16 protein-coding genes are annotated in these 13,961 nt (G+C 38.4%); all 16 read right to left on the bottom strand.

The features are described from left to right. Positions 1-499: AAA family ATPase (locus DBX25_RS21505; protein WP_240620398.1), on the bottom strand; the 499-nt coding region annotated here is incomplete at its 3' end. A 295-nt stretch (positions 500-794) separates the two neighbouring features. Continuing rightward, positions 795-2,198, bottom strand: coding sequence for a branched-chain amino acid transporter BcaP (locus DBX25_RS18105; protein WP_108672187.1), 1,404 nt, complete (start codon positions 2,196-2,198; stop codon positions 795-797). Positions 2,199-2,467: 269 nt separating this feature from the next. Continuing rightward, positions 2,468-3,097 carry a Tad domain-containing protein gene (locus DBX25_RS18100; RefSeq protein ID WP_108672186.1) on the bottom strand — a complete coding sequence of 210 codons (630 nt, stop codon included), beginning with the start codon at positions 3,095-3,097 and terminating at the stop codon, positions 2,468-2,470. Then, on the bottom strand, positions 3,094-3,480 hold the full coding sequence (locus DBX25_RS18095) for a hypothetical protein (RefSeq protein WP_108672185.1): 387 nt from the start codon (positions 3,478-3,480) through the stop codon (positions 3,094-3,096). Before DBX25_RS18095 ends, DBX25_RS18100 begins: the two co-directional genes overlap by 4 nt. Beyond that, complete coding sequence (locus DBX25_RS18090; RefSeq protein WP_108672184.1) at positions 3,477-3,932, bottom strand: DUF4234 domain-containing protein; 456 nt, start codon at positions 3,930-3,932, stop codon at positions 3,477-3,479. Before DBX25_RS18090 ends, DBX25_RS18095 begins: the two co-directional genes overlap by 4 nt. 10 nt (positions 3,933-3,942) lie before the next feature. Next, the gene (locus tag DBX25_RS18085) at positions 3,943-4,635 is read right to left on the bottom strand and encodes a hypothetical protein (protein ID WP_108672183.1); all 693 of its coding nucleotides are present in this window, start codon (positions 4,633-4,635) and stop codon (positions 3,943-3,945) included. Then, positions 4,625-5,008 carry a hypothetical protein gene (locus DBX25_RS18080; protein WP_108672182.1) on the bottom strand — a complete coding sequence of 128 codons (384 nt, stop codon included), beginning with the start codon at positions 5,006-5,008 and terminating at the stop codon, positions 4,625-4,627. Before DBX25_RS18080 ends, DBX25_RS18085 begins: the two co-directional genes overlap by 11 nt. Positions 5,009-5,018: 10 nt before the next feature. Beyond that, on the bottom strand, positions 5,019-5,579 hold the full coding sequence (locus DBX25_RS18075; RefSeq protein ID WP_108672181.1) for a hypothetical protein: 561 nt from the start codon (positions 5,577-5,579) through the stop codon (positions 5,019-5,021). A 36-nt stretch (positions 5,580-5,615) separates the two neighbouring features. Further along, complete coding sequence (locus DBX25_RS18070; protein ID WP_108672180.1) at positions 5,616-7,082, bottom strand: hypothetical protein; 1,467 nt, start codon at positions 7,080-7,082, stop codon at positions 5,616-5,618. Between the two features lie 11 nt (positions 7,083-7,093). Continuing rightward, positions 7,094-8,473: a vWA domain-containing protein gene (locus tag DBX25_RS18065; RefSeq protein WP_108672179.1), complete on the bottom strand. Its 1,380-nt coding sequence runs from the start codon at positions 8,471-8,473 to the stop codon at positions 7,094-7,096. A 23-nt stretch (positions 8,474-8,496) separates the two neighbouring features. Further along, the gene (locus tag DBX25_RS18060; RefSeq protein ID WP_108672178.1) at positions 8,497-8,703 is read right to left on the bottom strand and encodes a hypothetical protein; all 207 of its coding nucleotides are present in this window, start codon (positions 8,701-8,703) and stop codon (positions 8,497-8,499) included. A 29-nt stretch (positions 8,704-8,732) separates the two neighbouring features. After that, positions 8,733-9,668: a type II secretion system F family protein gene (locus DBX25_RS18055; RefSeq protein ID WP_108672177.1), complete on the bottom strand. Its 936-nt coding sequence runs from the start codon at positions 9,666-9,668 to the stop codon at positions 8,733-8,735. A 3-nt stretch (positions 9,669-9,671) separates the two neighbouring features. Beyond that, positions 9,672-10,598 (bottom strand): type II secretion system F family protein, encoded by a 927-nt coding sequence (locus tag DBX25_RS18050; RefSeq protein ID WP_108672176.1) that lies wholly within the window; start codon positions 10,596-10,598, stop codon positions 9,672-9,674. Beyond that, positions 10,595-11,947 carry a TadA family conjugal transfer-associated ATPase gene (locus tag DBX25_RS18045; protein WP_108672175.1) on the bottom strand — a complete coding sequence of 451 codons (1,353 nt, stop codon included), beginning with the start codon at positions 11,945-11,947 and terminating at the stop codon, positions 10,595-10,597. Before DBX25_RS18045 ends, DBX25_RS18050 begins: the two co-directional genes overlap by 4 nt. Positions 11,948-11,959: 12 nt before the next feature. Next, entirely contained in the window at positions 11,960-13,111 is a 1,152-nt protein-coding gene (locus tag DBX25_RS18040) for a CpaE/TadZ family protein (RefSeq protein WP_108672174.1), read from the bottom strand. Positions 13,112-13,139: 28 nt separating this feature from the next. Beyond that, entirely contained in the window at positions 13,140-13,907 is a 768-nt protein-coding gene (cpaB, locus tag DBX25_RS18035) for a Flp pilus assembly protein CpaB (RefSeq protein WP_240620396.1), read from the bottom strand. Positions 13,908-13,961: the final 54 nt, after the last annotated feature.

Raw genomic sequence — 13,961 nt, 5'->3', positions numbered from 1 at the left:
GGTCAAGTTGTGCTTCTGGTAACGGATAGGTCCCTTCATATTCAATTGGATTCTGCGTGGCCATTACGAAGAAAGGCTGCTCCAACTTTCGTGTCACGCCATCCACCGTAACACTTGCTTCTTCCATCCCTTCAAGTAAAGCCGATTGCGTCTTAGGGGACGTGCGGTTGATTTCATCAGCAAGAATGATATTCCCCATAATAGGACCTGGACGGAAAACAAATTCCTGTTCACGAGGATTGAAGATGGATGTACCTGTCACATCTGATGGCAACAAGTCCGGAGTGAACTGAATCCGTTTAAAATTTGCGCTGATAGATTTGGCTAACGAACGAACCATCATCGTTTTCCCTACCCCTGGAACATCTTCAAGTAGGACATGCCCTTCGGCAAGTAGTGCCACAAGACTTAATTCCGAAATATCTCTTTTTCCAATAATGACTTGATCTATATTTTCTAAAATAGTTTCAATGATAGGGTGCCTCTGCTTGTAAATCATGTAACCCTCCCGAATACTGTGGAATATTGTAAGAATTTGTATCTTTGATAATATTCTATTTCGAATCCTAAAATACCTTTATAATCACGGTAAATTCTATTCAGATTTTTCAGATTTAAAATATAAAACGATAAAAACAAGTGAAAAGTTTCAAGAGATGAACATTGAAACTAGATTGCAAAACTTGGCTATTAATAAACCTTAGCTCTTACGAATACCTAGGATTATATAATTTCCTTAATTCCCTAAATAAAGTAAAAAAAAAAGCTCGCAACTATAGTCGCGAGCTTTTTGCTTATCCTTCTTGATGTTGGTTCAATACACTGTGCTTTCTACCATAAATGAAGTAGACCACTAAACCAATGAGTATCCATGAACCAAATGCAATCCAAGTAGAAGCTGGTAACTGTAAGATTAAGTATCCACAGAAGACAAAAGCAAGGATTGGGATCAGGGGAACCCACGGAACTCGGAATCCTCTACCTTCTGTAACACTTTTATTTTTACGCAATACTAAAATTCCTAGAGAAACTGTCATAAAAGCAAATAAAGTACCTATATTCGTTAATTCAGCTAATTTACCTAGAGGGATTAATCCAGCAAAGATAGAAACAATCAGGCAGGTAATCCAAGAATTCACAACTGGTGTTTGTTTCTTTTTATCTATCCTAGAAAAAACTTTAGGCAATAATCCATCACGACTAATAGCATAGAACAAGCGAGTTTGACCATACATCATTACCAGTAGAACTGTTGTGATACCCGTAATTGCACCTAAAGAGATAAATCCTGCCACCCAATCTTGGTGGATATAGTTTAATGCAAATGCTACTGGGTTTTTCACATCTAGCATGTTGTAAGGAACAATTCCTGTAAGAATCGCTGCTACTACAATGTATAAAACTGTACAAACAACTAGCGATGATATGATACCAATTGGCATATTTCTTTGTGGATTTTTAACCTCTTCCGCAGCTGTAGAAACTGCATCAAACCCAATATAGGCAAAGAAAACGGTAGCAGCTCCAGTCGCTACACCAGAGAAGCCAAACGGCATAAATGGTGTCCAGTTGTCAGGCTCCACATACCAAACTCCAACTGCAATGAATAATAATACAACAAATACCTTAATAAAGACCATGACTGTATTGAACTTAGCTGATTTCTTCACACCTTGCGTCAATAAGAACGTGATAATGAAGACAATAACGATAGCTGGGATATCAATGAACGTTCCTTTGTCAGGTTCATACGCACTCGTAAGGGCAACCGGCAGTTGTATTCCAAATCCTGCGAGCAAGCCTTGGAAGTAGCCTGACCAGCCACTGGCAACTGCAGAGGATGCCAAACCGTACTCTAGTATCAAATCCCATCCTAACACCCAAGCAATCAGCTCACCAAACGCAGCATAACTATACGTATAAGCACTCCCTGATACCGGGACAGTAGATGCGAATTCTGCATAACATAATGCAGCAAATACACAAGCCAAACCAGCGATGATAAAGGATAGGATCAAAGCTGGACCTGCATGTTTTGCCGCAGCCACTCCTGTCAAAACGAAGATTCCGGTTCCAATAATGGCACCGATTCCTAACATCGTTAAATCAAAGGCACCTAGATCCTTTTTTAACGTTATATTTTTCTGTCCTGTCTCTCTAATAAGAGCCTCGATGGACTTTTTTCTAAATAGACTCATGCACCTTCACCTCAACAATCGCATATATTGAATTCGACAAATTTCTACACCGTTTTTCTTATTTAGATATAATATATTCATTTTTTTAAAAATACAATAATTTTACGAAAAATATTTTAACATAAGCAAATTTTTTAAAAAAATATTGGTTTTTGTTCTCAAATTAGTTACTTATTACTATAACCACAATAATAAATATTAGAATATCGACATTAGAGGAACTTCCTAAACAAAATAAAATCCTTCGAAAAATATTTTCGAAGGATTTATTATTGAAAAACTTTTTCTAAATATCTTAGGGAAGGACCGTATCCTTTTTGCTTAATCTTTTTCTGGAAAAGCGGAATGATTTTTTGATCTGAAACACTTTCAAATGTGGAGGATGCCACTACTTCTAATCTCCACTTTTCCTTTGAAAACGTAATTTCAGTGTCTTCTACATTCGACTTATTCTCAAGAATAATATCTTGCACATAGGGAGAGACCAGTCCTTCTACATCATGAAACGAATTCATAAACTCTTGTCTTAATGGCGGGTACTTGTCTATTCGTTCTGGTAAAACTTCATTCAACGCTCTAATATAAGCATCTGACTGCGCTACATTGGTATATGACAGAGTTTTTTCATCCACCAATTGAGTTATACTCTTACCTCCATCCATTACTTTTTGTGAGATAGAAAACACAGAAGCATCAAAACGTGCAATCGCCTCTTTTGTATGATCAATGATTACCGAGGTACCAGCAAAGGCAGCCTGGTCGACCACTAAACTTGATTGTTCCTTTACCACATATACTTTTGCGATATTAATGACAATGACAAATAATAGGAGCACGATCCCTACTAACCATAACATGTAGAAGGCGGCATTTCCTTTTTCATTGGTTAAATATCTCATTGCACCAATACCCTACCGACTGCGTCCATGCTTAAAGATACCGAGGTTTTCTCTTTCCATTGTTGTGGCACAAAAATAAGAAAATGCTCTGATTCAAGTGTCATCATAAATTTACCATCCGTACTAGTTGAAACACTCAAATTTTCATACTGAATCACCGAGCTGCTCCCCATCGCTTCTTTTGCTATCAATTCCGCTTCTCCTGCATCATTTGTGGAAGCAAATGTTTTAGCTGCATCGTTTAATGCGGTTTTTGCCGAAAGAACGGCATATCCCGAAGCAACAACCTGCCAGAGAAGAAGAAAAAACATAAAATAAAACGGCAAAATCCCCAAAAACTCTAAACTAACTGATCCATTTTCGTTCTTAAATGGCTTTTTCATTTAGAATACTTCTCCTTTTCGGCGAGCATTCGGTTAATTTTGTATTGTAAATACCAGATATGGAACAGAGCAACAGGGACAGGTCGGATAATCTCTTCTTTCCAATGATCATTCAACATTTCCCTAACTCGGAAGACCGCATATAACACAATTCCCAATCCATACATCGTCACAATATAATCCAAACTATCCTTGAGCTCAAGACCGTATGCTGTAAGGAAAAAAGGAGCAAAAATTAGAGCAAAAAAAGAAAGAATATAGAACAACAGAACAGTCACGATTGCGTTAAATGGAAGTTGAACATTAGATGAAAGAGATTGGAGTGCTTTCCTTCTTGTTAGGAACCAATATGGTACGTAAATGCCAAATGTCAAATAGCTGACTAGTACCATGAATACGATGTTTGTCTTTTTAAAACCTAGATGTTCATCAAGCTCGATTTGATGCTCCATTAGTAAAAGATCACCCTTTCAAGCCTTTAGAATAATATTTTGGACCTCTTGAATGTTGATACTCGGGATGAAAGTTAATCGTCAATAAAATAATAAAATATGGAAAAATGATTAGATGGATTAGCATCCTTAATATGGTATATCCTAAAAAGTTCGTCTCAAAATAGGAGACTCCTGTAGTAAGTAGAAACCATATCAAAACATTGGCTGCTAAAACGAAAAACAGGAATAAAAATAAATCTATAAAGTTGCTCTTATATGAATTCCATGTATTTCTTAAGATATCACTAATCCTCATAGAATCCTCATAATGTAATGGAACTAATACCAATAAACCTAGCGCTAAAATAACAGGGATGTAGAATAAGGACACACCAATAAAAGAAATCAGTATAAACACAATTGAAGCAAGCAGTACAAAACCAAATTTCTCTAACGCGCTTTTCCACAATTCCTTAAAATCCATTTCTTCATCTACAAGATCCTTTTTTGCAATTTCCATATAAGGCGGAATCACAGATACATACATGAGAATATACAGAAAAAAGGAATGAAAATTTATCAATTCTGGTTGAATGGTTTGTTGTAACATCAAAACCCAACCGAGGATAAATACATGAAATGGCAGAAAAATAGTCATAGTACATGCAATAATTTTTAGTAAATGTCGATTGTAGATTTCAATGCCTTCTCTAAAGTACATAGTTTTTCCTCAATTTCGTAAGAGCTGGCCTAAACTGAACGGTTAAAAAACTAGCCAATACACAAGCCCCAGCTCCAAAAAGTAGACTTCTAAATGTGCTATCTGCATCAGTCCACACATTTACATCTATGAAGAAGATCGTAAACATCATATTCAAAACCGAAAGAGTCACCCCTGAAAAATAAGCGGCAGAATAAGGAGTTTTTTCATTCCACAAAGCAGAAAATACTCCAGCGGAACTATAAGTCACAAGGAACAAAAGGATGGAGAAGATGGGTAATTTACTTAAACCAATCCAACCAGATATCGCTCCGAAAACCGCTGATATTATAATGGCAATTCCTATAGTTTTACATAATTTCTTAACGTCCATGCTTTTCCCTTCAATCCTTAAATTTTGAGAATTTCGCAATACTGCTTTGTGCAAAGATTAAAAACCAAAGAGAGAAGAATAGATAAATAAATGAAAGAAAGATTGACGCTGAGTCCCCTTGGAATTGATTTAAGATTCTGGAGGTCACAGGATAATACCCTCCCCCACCAATTAGGAGCACCACCACAGCTGAACCCCAATAAATAAACCGGATGCTTCTGTTGCCATTTCCACTTGAAAGGATGGAGGATAGTAATATTTCTCTAAATCTATAAGACAAAGCGAAAACTACAATCCAGAGAACGATTACGATCCATCCATTCAATACAAATACCGCTGGCGAGAGTAGATAGATGGAGCATAAAAGAAAGCCTAAATACGCTGATAGTCCTCTTAATCTCCTTGAATTCATGGATTTTTTACTACTATCTAAATAAAGATTGAACAAAAAGTAAGCCAGTAGAGTGACCCCTATAAAACTTACACTTCCCAGATTGAAATCCACGACTGAAAATAGCGCAAATGAAAATACAAGTGGCAACAATGTAAAAATGAGTACTTTCTTCCCCATATATCTCTCCCCTATATCTACCCTCAAAATATGTTTCTATTTAAAAAATCCCGCAACTGTCGAACCAAATGAACTATTCTTGATTTTGTCACCCAGCTTCTTCCCACCAGATGCAATTCCATCGTATGCCCACTTGAATCCTGACTTAACACCATCTTTAATTCTTCGACCTGTTTTGGTGTTATTCAAGAACCCAGTTACTACGATACCAGCCACAGCCCCTGCAACAGTCCCAATTCCTGGAACTACTGATCCTGTAGCCGCTCCTGCTAGCGCGGATGCTAAAATACCCGTTCCTGTACTTACTGCCGCAGTCCCAATCCCGATGGTTACATCAGATGATAGAGAAGCAGCAAAAGAGGTAGAAGCCATGTTTCCTTTTTCAGAACCTAAGGTGTAATCATAAAGTGTACCTCCGGTTGATAACAGAATATTTGTCAGTCCATTTCCTTTCATTAATTCCTTTGGACCCCAGAATTTACTTCCAGTAAACGACCAATTATTCTTCAATTCGGCAGCCATGGATTTTGTAAAGCTGAAGTTGTTTTTCGTGAATGCTTCTACAGCAGTCTGAGAAATCTTTTTGCTTGAACGCAAAATGACCTCTCCGTTACTCTTTGTTTTAAGAATGGCCTGGTTATTTTCAAACTTATCCAGATAGCTGTACAGCTTCCCTTCAAAAAATGAAAGATTACTAGCAAATTTATTCTTACCCTCTATTCGGTAGCGCCCATCGGCCAATTCTGTGAACCTGAACCCAGACATTTGCGCGACTACCCCTTCCAACGCGTCATTACCTTTAAAGAAATAGTCTTTCACTTCACCTATTTTTTCTATGATGGTAGAACCTAAACTCGAATCTGAACCTTCAGAACCATTCTTCTTTGAGTTACTATTGTCTCCTTTGGATTCATCTCCATCTACGCCATCAGGCAAATTTCCTTTTTGTAAATCTGTATTGCCCTTTGGTGTTTCCCCGACATCTGTTCCTTTTCCAGGCTCCATTCCTTGGTTGCCATTTAACTCCTTGCCGCCATTTAATTCCTTGCCACCGGGTCCTTTCCCGGTATTTCCTGTTTTACCCCCATCAATTCCAGTGCCTCCACTTGGACTATTGCCAGATGTGACAGGGTTTCCAGGGTCGCTAGCAAGCCCACCATTTAAACCAGGCAGGGTAAACGCGATACTTGGAGGGACAGGTGGAGAATTAGGAATAATAAAGACACCATTATGGTAAGGAAGTGCTGGAAAAATCATCTGGCCAGAGGCTCCAGTATTTTCTCCCGGCTTAACAGGTTTGCCTGGTGAATACACTTGTCCCGGTATTATGAAATTCCCACCACTGATTGGTTTTCCTCCTTGGACAGCTTTTCCTGGATCAATCGCCTTTCCTGGTGTAATAAACGAGCTTGCAAGCGCGATATAAGGGAAGAACGTCCAAAACAAGAGAGTAACTACCATGAATACGCTGGCAATTTGACTAAAGTTCTTTTGCTGTCTCATGACTCTCCCACCTATTGTGTATTTTGTTGATACTTTTCTTCCAAGACTTTTATCGCTTCTACATAACTCTTTTCATTTAACGTTTTTAATTCCACTTTGAATTTCTCGATTTCTTTATTTATCCAGTCGTGATATTCTCTATTCTTTTCATCTAAATACTCTCTTGTCTCCGTACTCATCAGACCTTGATCCCAAAATACAAAGGAAATAAGGGAAAAGGTATCATATTCATCCTGGGCTTTAACTTCCTCTTGTGTGATATAGCTAAAAATACTAAGGTCATTTTGTATTTTTTTGCCTTCAAGCCTTTGTAGCCCAACAGTTTTCCATTGCTTCCAAGTCTCAGCAAGGTTGTTGATCTTAGATAGCTCTTCATTCAATTCGCTTTCGTCAGAAACATTCGTATAAAGGCCTTCTGTCACATCCGCGATTCGTTTTAACTCGTTCTCCCCTTTACTATCTACATCAAAGCCTATGATGTTGACAATCGGTTCGATATTGGAACTGTAAAGCTCTTTTGCAGCTTCAACGGGATGATCTCCACAGGTAGAGATTCCATCACTAACCAAATAAACAATATTAGTATTTTTTGAACCATCGAACTGTGATAAATCCTTTTGAGCTTCCTTCAACGCTAAGCCAGTTGGAGTCCAGCCAGTTGGCTTGATTTTATCCAACGAAGAAATAAAAGATGCCTGGTTATAGGACGAAATAGGATACATGACTTCACTGCTTGAGCAAGATATTTTTTGATCAGAATCTGCATTACTTCCTTTATGTCCATATACGCGTAATCCCACTTTCGCTTCCTTTGGCAATTGTTGAACGAAATTCATGATAGATTCTTTAGCCGCTTCCATTTTTACCGTTCCATTTACCTTCTGTGCCATGCTTCCAGAAGCATCGAGGATGATCTCAACGTTCAAGTTTTCCTTAAATTGATAGCGGGAGTCCTCCATATTTGGATCGCCTATAGATTGGAATTTAAGTTGTCTGATTGCTTCTTCAGGACCTTTGTAATCTTCTTGAAGATGACTTAACAGCTCATTATAGAACTGGTCCATTTCGTTTTTAGTAGGGTTATTGGAAAGATCAGGGAGACCTTTGAAAGTCTCCAATACCATTTTTTTATCCTCATCATTCAGAAAAAAAGAAAAATCGTGGTAATCCCCTACAGGTCTCATCTCAAGCTCTTGATAAGTGCTAGGTAGAGGCTCTACTTCTACTGTCTCTTCATTTTGTTTTTGTTCTTCATGTTTTTTATCTGGCTTCTTTGAAGTGGCTACTTGTTTCGCTTCTTTAACTTCGCTAATTGGCTCACTCTTGCTACACCCGCTTAGCACCAGCATACCTACCAAGCAAGAAACAAATAGGTGTTTGTACTTCGGCATCTTTTCCCCACCTTTTGTTTGAATTAGCCTACCATCTCCGTGATTTTTTTGATGATTTTAGAGATGACATCACCAATGCCTGCTTCTTGCTTACTTACTGCCTGGGATACAATCCCTAACACTAAAATTAACAACGCTGCTAATCCTAGCCATTCAAGAGATTGTGCTCCTCTTTCGTTTTTTACTGGGTACATCATTTTCACGAATAATTCCTGCATTTTTCTTTTCATTTTGTTTCTCTCCTCTTTTGTGTGTTTTCTTATTTAAACAAATCAAATAGATTGCTATTCTCGTTAAACATATTGATTAACATTAAACCAGCAATGAGAATTAAAGCTGACGGCATGACAAGGAACGTTGTAATCAATGTCACTTTAGGAGATGCCTTTGCCGCTTTTTCTTTTACTTTTTCTTTCTTTATTTTTCTCATTTCCTCTGCTTGTTGCTTAAAGGTTTTTGAAATAGGAACTCCAAGACGCTCCCCTTGTATAAGTGATTTAATCAGTAACTGGAATTCTTTACTTTCATTTCGTTCCAATAAGGTTTGATATGCTTGTGCCCTTGGAACCCCTACATCCGTTTCCTGAATAAACCGTCCAAACTCTTCCTGGATAGGACCTTCAAAGTATGGAGCAATATCTCTCAGAGCTTGATCCAAACCGACACCCGCTTGCAATGTGACGCTCATCGTATCCAGAAAATCGGGTAGTTGAAAGGATAATTCTTCCTGTCGAGCCCTCGCTTTACCTCTCAGCCAAAATATTGCGCAGAAATAGCCTAAGAGAGGATATACGATAACCACCACTTGAGAGAGCGGGAACTGAAGGACCAAACTCATCCCACCTGTAATTAACCCAAGGACCATCATGAACATTTTTAGCCCTTGAAATCTAGCTACTGTAAGGTCGTAAGGAAATCCAGCTTGCATGAGAAGTCTATGAATCTCTTCATTTTCACTAAAAAAGTTAATCCTTTGGCCAAAATCTGAAAAATCATCCGCATATCCGAAGATTTTTGTTAAGATTTTTTCTTTTTTCGAAGGCTTCTTTATAAAATCAAATTTCGAAAGAAAACTCTTTTGCTTCATTTCTTCCTTTAGCTCTTCCTTCAAAACTAGATAATTGTAAAAGCTTCGTAGGGATAGGGCTAAAAATAGCAAAGTAAGAGATAGTATGATGACAATTAATCCATCCATTATTTACACCTTTATATTCGTGACTTTTCTTACAAGAATGAAAGTAAGAATCGTACCCGTTAAAAATAGTAAGAACAAAATGATACCTAACCCTGAAAATAAGGGATCGAGGAACCCATCTATCACGTTATTCATCATTAAAACTAAAAATATAGGAATGACTGGAACGATATATGCAACATATCTTTGCTCAGCAGTCATCGTCTTGATTTCCTGCTGGAGCAACTTACGCTCTTCTAACGTCTGACCCATTTCATCCAATACAGCGAATAGGTTTCCTCCAGCTTTTTTCTGAATCAACAGAGTCGCTTCGAATAAACGGAACTCCCTACTGTCTATCCGTTTTTCCATCGATCGAAGAGCAACTGTAAAATCAATACCAAGAGCTAACTCGTTAGCCATTCTTTTAAACTCACCTTTTGCAGGCTGATTCACCTCTTGTACAACGAGATTGATACTTTGGGTAAGTGTCATACCCGACCTAGTGCCATTAGCCAAAGTCCTGCAAATCTGAGGGAGTTGTTCAATAAACCGTTCCTTCATCTTGTTTTTCCTTAAAAGGAATACAAGTTTTTTCGCCCCTTCTAATAACAAGCCCGCCAAAATGAAATTAATAGGAAAGCTAATGCTGAAAAAATTATTTAATACAATGATGACTCCCATATATGCAACAACGAGAGCACCGATATATTCGGAAGGAGTAAAAGGAATATTTGCTTCTAAGAGCCTTTTTTGTATCGGCTTTGCATATTCTGTTCGATCAAACCGATCCCCTAAGAGGACGATGGCACTCTTCCTCTTTTCTCCGTCTTGGTAAAGTTGATTGACTCTTTTCTTCCACTCCTGCTTTTCTTTCCTTACATCTAAAAGAAAATAAAGAGCAATGATAGTAACAAACACAGCAGCAGTAGTTATGAAAGCAGCAATCACATACTCACCTCCCCAAAAACTTCAGAGAAGGCTGTATCAGGTATTCTTATTCCGAAATAGGAGAGCTTTTCTAAGCATTGAGGAACGTGACCTGTAGGAGTGAAATATCCTTCTATCGTTCCATCACTACTCATCCCGGTTCGTTTGAAGATAAAAATCTCCTTTACCTCATGTGTTCCATCCGCTTTTTTGAACACTTCAGATATAGATACAATTTTCCTTGTTCCATCTGTCAGTCGAGTAGCCTGAATAATAATGTCCAGTGCCCCAACGATATATTCCCTTATTATATGGCTAGGAAGTTCCATCCCTGCCATAACAACCATTGCTTCAACCCTTCTTAACGCATCGTCAGGGGAATTAGCATGCACCGTTGTTAAGGATCCCTCATGTCCGGTATTCATGGCCTGAAGCATATCAAATGCCTCTCCACTTCGCACCTCACCCACAATGATTCGGTCAGGCCTCATCCTTAAGGCATTTTTTACGAGTTGTCGAATCGATATTTCACCACTACCTTCTACATTGGCTGGTCGTGCTTCCATCCCCACAACATTAGGACGGTTCAAACGTAATTCTGCTGAATCTTCTATGGTCACAACCCTTTCTCCAAAAGGGATCGAGGTTGCCAAGACATTTAACAATGACGTCTTTCCGCTACCAGTCCCCCCAGAGATTAGAATATTCAACTTGGACGTTACGACTGCTTTCAGAAACTCAGCCATCGCTGAATTGAGTGTATGAAATTCTAAAAAATCATCCATTTTAAAGGGTTCTTTCCTGAACTTACGGATAGATACAAGTGTCCCATTTAGGCTGACTGGTGGGATGACCGCATTTACACGACTTCCATCTGGTAATCTAGCATCTACCATCGGAGAACTTTCATCTATTCTCCTGCCAATTGGCGCCACGATACGATCAACTACATGTCGAACATGTTCATCATTTCGAAACACGATATCTGTCAATTCAAGCTTTCCAAGCTTCTCCACGTATACTTCATTCCAACCATTAATGAGAATTTCCGTAATAGACTCATCATTAATGAGTGGCTCCAGTGGTCCGTAGCCTACCGATTCATCTAAAATTCTTGTAATCAATATTTCCTTATCATGCCGTGAAATGACAGTTCTTTCTTCTGACATGAATTGACTGACTAGCTGTTCAATCCTTAACCGCATTTCTCCTTGTGACAGCTTGGTTAGCACCTCAAGGTTCGTGTCCCGAAGTAATCTAGCCTTGTAGTGATCGACTAGTTCATCCACAAGATGATTTTCATATTGATACGATTGAATCTTTGCTAATCCGTTTATTCTTTCTTTTCTTTTATCAAATATGGACGTCATCTCATCTTCCCCCTACTTCACCGCTGTCAAAGCCCATTTCCGGACATCCTTGGCAAAAGGAATCAGACGTCTTTCTTTAGGGATCTTTCGTACGGGCTCTCCCTTATTAATAAATGGCTGGAGACCTTTGAAATCTAAACGGATTGTTCCACCTACCGGGAATCGCAGAATGCTTTTCAAATCTTTTTCTTGTACTTCATTGTCCTTGCTTGTTTTATTTAGAAGGATTGATGTACGAGAAGGTAATTCAATTCCGAGTCTCATAGATAGGTCTTCGAATTGCTTTAATAGCTTTAAAGATGGTGTATCCGGATTCAAAACATAATGAATACGATCCGATTCCTCTAATGCTGTTACTACTTGGGCATTAATGTGGGAAGGAAGATCCAAAACAACAAAGTCAAAACTCCGACGGCAAGTCCGTAACAGTTTCGCAATAAATTCATCGGTTAATGTTTCGGCTAACTCAGCATCACATGGACTCAACAATACATCCAATTTGGAGGAAGGAAGTTTTTGGGCCACATTCCGTATATGGCTTTCATTTAATTCATTCGCTACTGGAAGCAAATCAACGATGGATCGATTGGATTCAATCGACAACAATGTTTCCGTCCCACCAAATTGCAAATTCAAATCAATGAGAATGACTTCAGCATTTGTCTCCAGTTTTAATGTCTGAGCAAACGAGGCTGCCAAGATGGAAGTACCCGCCCCTCCTTTATTACTAAAGACCGAAATAATTTGACCTCTGCCTCGAGTAAAGGACGCCAACTTTTCTTCATTTTTTGTCTTGTTAGCCTCATAATTCGTGCAAATTGTAGGAAACCTACTAATCAATAAACTTAATTCTTCAGGATAAATAAAAAATTCTGCCGCTCCTGCTCTTGTCACACTTCTTAATGTACTGAAATCAGTAGTTTTGCTAATATAAATGACTAGAGTAGTGGGACTAATCGATGTTATGTATTGAATGCTTTCAATAGAGATATCATTTTCCGGCTGAACAAATATAATGATATTTTGAACATCTCGATGAATTTCTCTAATCACATCTACCGGCTGAATATGCTGGATGGAATATTGGTCAGAAAAAGCGTTCAATAGCTGGTTATGGATGTTTTCATCATCACTGACTAAAAGTATGTTTAATTTCTCTTCCATGTTCATCCCTCTTCTGGCTTCTTCTCCATTATTTCGGTTTATCCGTTTTCCCTGCTTCTGGTTTTGCTGGTGTTGTGGTTGGTTGTGCATTTGCATGGGAAGGAGTTACTTTAGAAGCTGGGACTTTTACAGAGGAACTTGCATTCCCCTCCACTGAAGCCTCAGATTCCACTTCCATTTCATCCGCTTTTCCAACATTCGCTTTTAATACCCTTACCTTGTCAGCATAGTTTTGAATATGAATTAACTTCGGAGCATCCTCTGCACTGACTTCTAGTGCGACACCTGTAAATTGCTTATTCTTCATATCAGCATAAGCAACTGGAACATCCCGCATGAACACTTCCGTTTTTGCTACATTTCCTTCCTTTGTAGAAACGATAATATCTACCCGATCCAGGAATTCTACTACCTGATCGAACTGTACCTTTTCAGATGGATACATAGCCACTAAGCGATTGTCCTCTTTTCGCAAATTTGAATAAGGTTTTATCATATTTTTCGTAATCATTTCTTTGTCACCCAATGGGACGACTACAACTTGATTTAATAATTCTTCCTTCTTCAACACATGTGAAGGATTTACAAATTTATTCGGTATTTCTGTAGTCGTAATCTGATTGCTTTGAATGAGTGTCCTAGCTGGAATGTCTCCATTGGCTATATAGATTTTTGTCATTCCTCCTAGTTCAGAATTCAAGGCCTTGACCTTCTGTAGCACCATGTATCCAGCAGTTGCGGCTAATAAAAAGGCCAACATTAAAAATATGACTGCTCTTCTTTTTGACTCTAACATCCTGCATCTTCTCTCCTAAGACACCAAAGTGACTGATTATTTAATGAATTGCTG

The sequence above is a fragment of the Peribacillus acanthi genome (genome assembly GCF_003073175.1).
In the GTDB taxonomy this organism is placed as follows: Bacteria; Bacillota; Bacilli; order Bacillales; family DSM-1321; genus Bacillus_BN; species Bacillus_BN acanthi.
This window is presented reverse-complemented; position numbering and strand designations above follow the sequence as displayed.

Excerpts from the sequence above, each read along its gene's own strand:
- DBX25_RS18075 (WP_108672181.1), bottom strand. The coding sequence starts at position 5,579 with ATGGGGAAGAAAGTACTCATTTTTACATTGTTGCCACTTGTATTTTCA.
- DBX25_RS18065 (WP_108672179.1), bottom strand. The coding sequence starts at position 8,473 with ATGCCGAAGTACAAACACCTATTTGTTTCTTGCTTGGTAGGTATGCTG.
- DBX25_RS18105 (WP_108672187.1), bottom strand. The coding sequence starts at position 2,198 with ATGAGTCTATTTAGAAAAAAGTCCATCGAGGCTCTTATTAGAGAGACA.
- DBX25_RS18060 (WP_108672178.1), bottom strand. The coding sequence starts at position 8,703 with ATGAAAAGAAAAATGCAGGAATTATTCGTGAAAATGATGTACCCAGTA.
- DBX25_RS18055 (WP_108672177.1), bottom strand. The coding sequence starts at position 9,668 with ATGGATGGATTAATTGTCATCATACTATCTCTTACTTTGCTATTTTTA.
- DBX25_RS18040 (WP_108672174.1), bottom strand. The coding sequence starts at position 13,111 with ATGGAAGAGAAATTAAACATACTTTTAGTCAGTGATGATGAAAACATC.
- DBX25_RS18085 (WP_108672183.1), bottom strand. The coding sequence starts at position 4,635 with ATGTACTTTAGAGAAGGCATTGAAATCTACAATCGACATTTACTAAAA.
- DBX25_RS18070 (WP_108672180.1), bottom strand. The coding sequence starts at position 7,082 with ATGAGACAGCAAAAGAACTTTAGTCAAATTGCCAGCGTATTCATGGTA.
- DBX25_RS18095 (WP_108672185.1), bottom strand. The coding sequence starts at position 3,480 with ATGAAAAAGCCATTTAAGAACGAAAATGGATCAGTTAGTTTAGAGTTT.
- DBX25_RS18080 (WP_108672182.1), bottom strand. The coding sequence starts at position 5,008 with ATGGACGTTAAGAAATTATGTAAAACTATAGGAATTGCCATTATAATA.
- DBX25_RS18100 (WP_108672186.1), bottom strand. The coding sequence starts at position 3,097 with ATGAGATATTTAACCAATGAAAAAGGAAATGCCGCCTTCTACATGTTA.
- DBX25_RS18090 (WP_108672184.1), bottom strand. The coding sequence starts at position 3,932 with ATGGAGCATCAAATCGAGCTTGATGAACATCTAGGTTTTAAAAAGACA.
- cpaB (WP_240620396.1), bottom strand. The coding sequence starts at position 13,907 with ATGTTAGAGTCAAAAAGAAGAGCAGTCATATTTTTAATGTTGGCCTTT.
- DBX25_RS18045 (WP_108672175.1), bottom strand. The coding sequence starts at position 11,947 with ATGACGTCCATATTTGATAAAAGAAAAGAAAGAATAAACGGATTAGCA.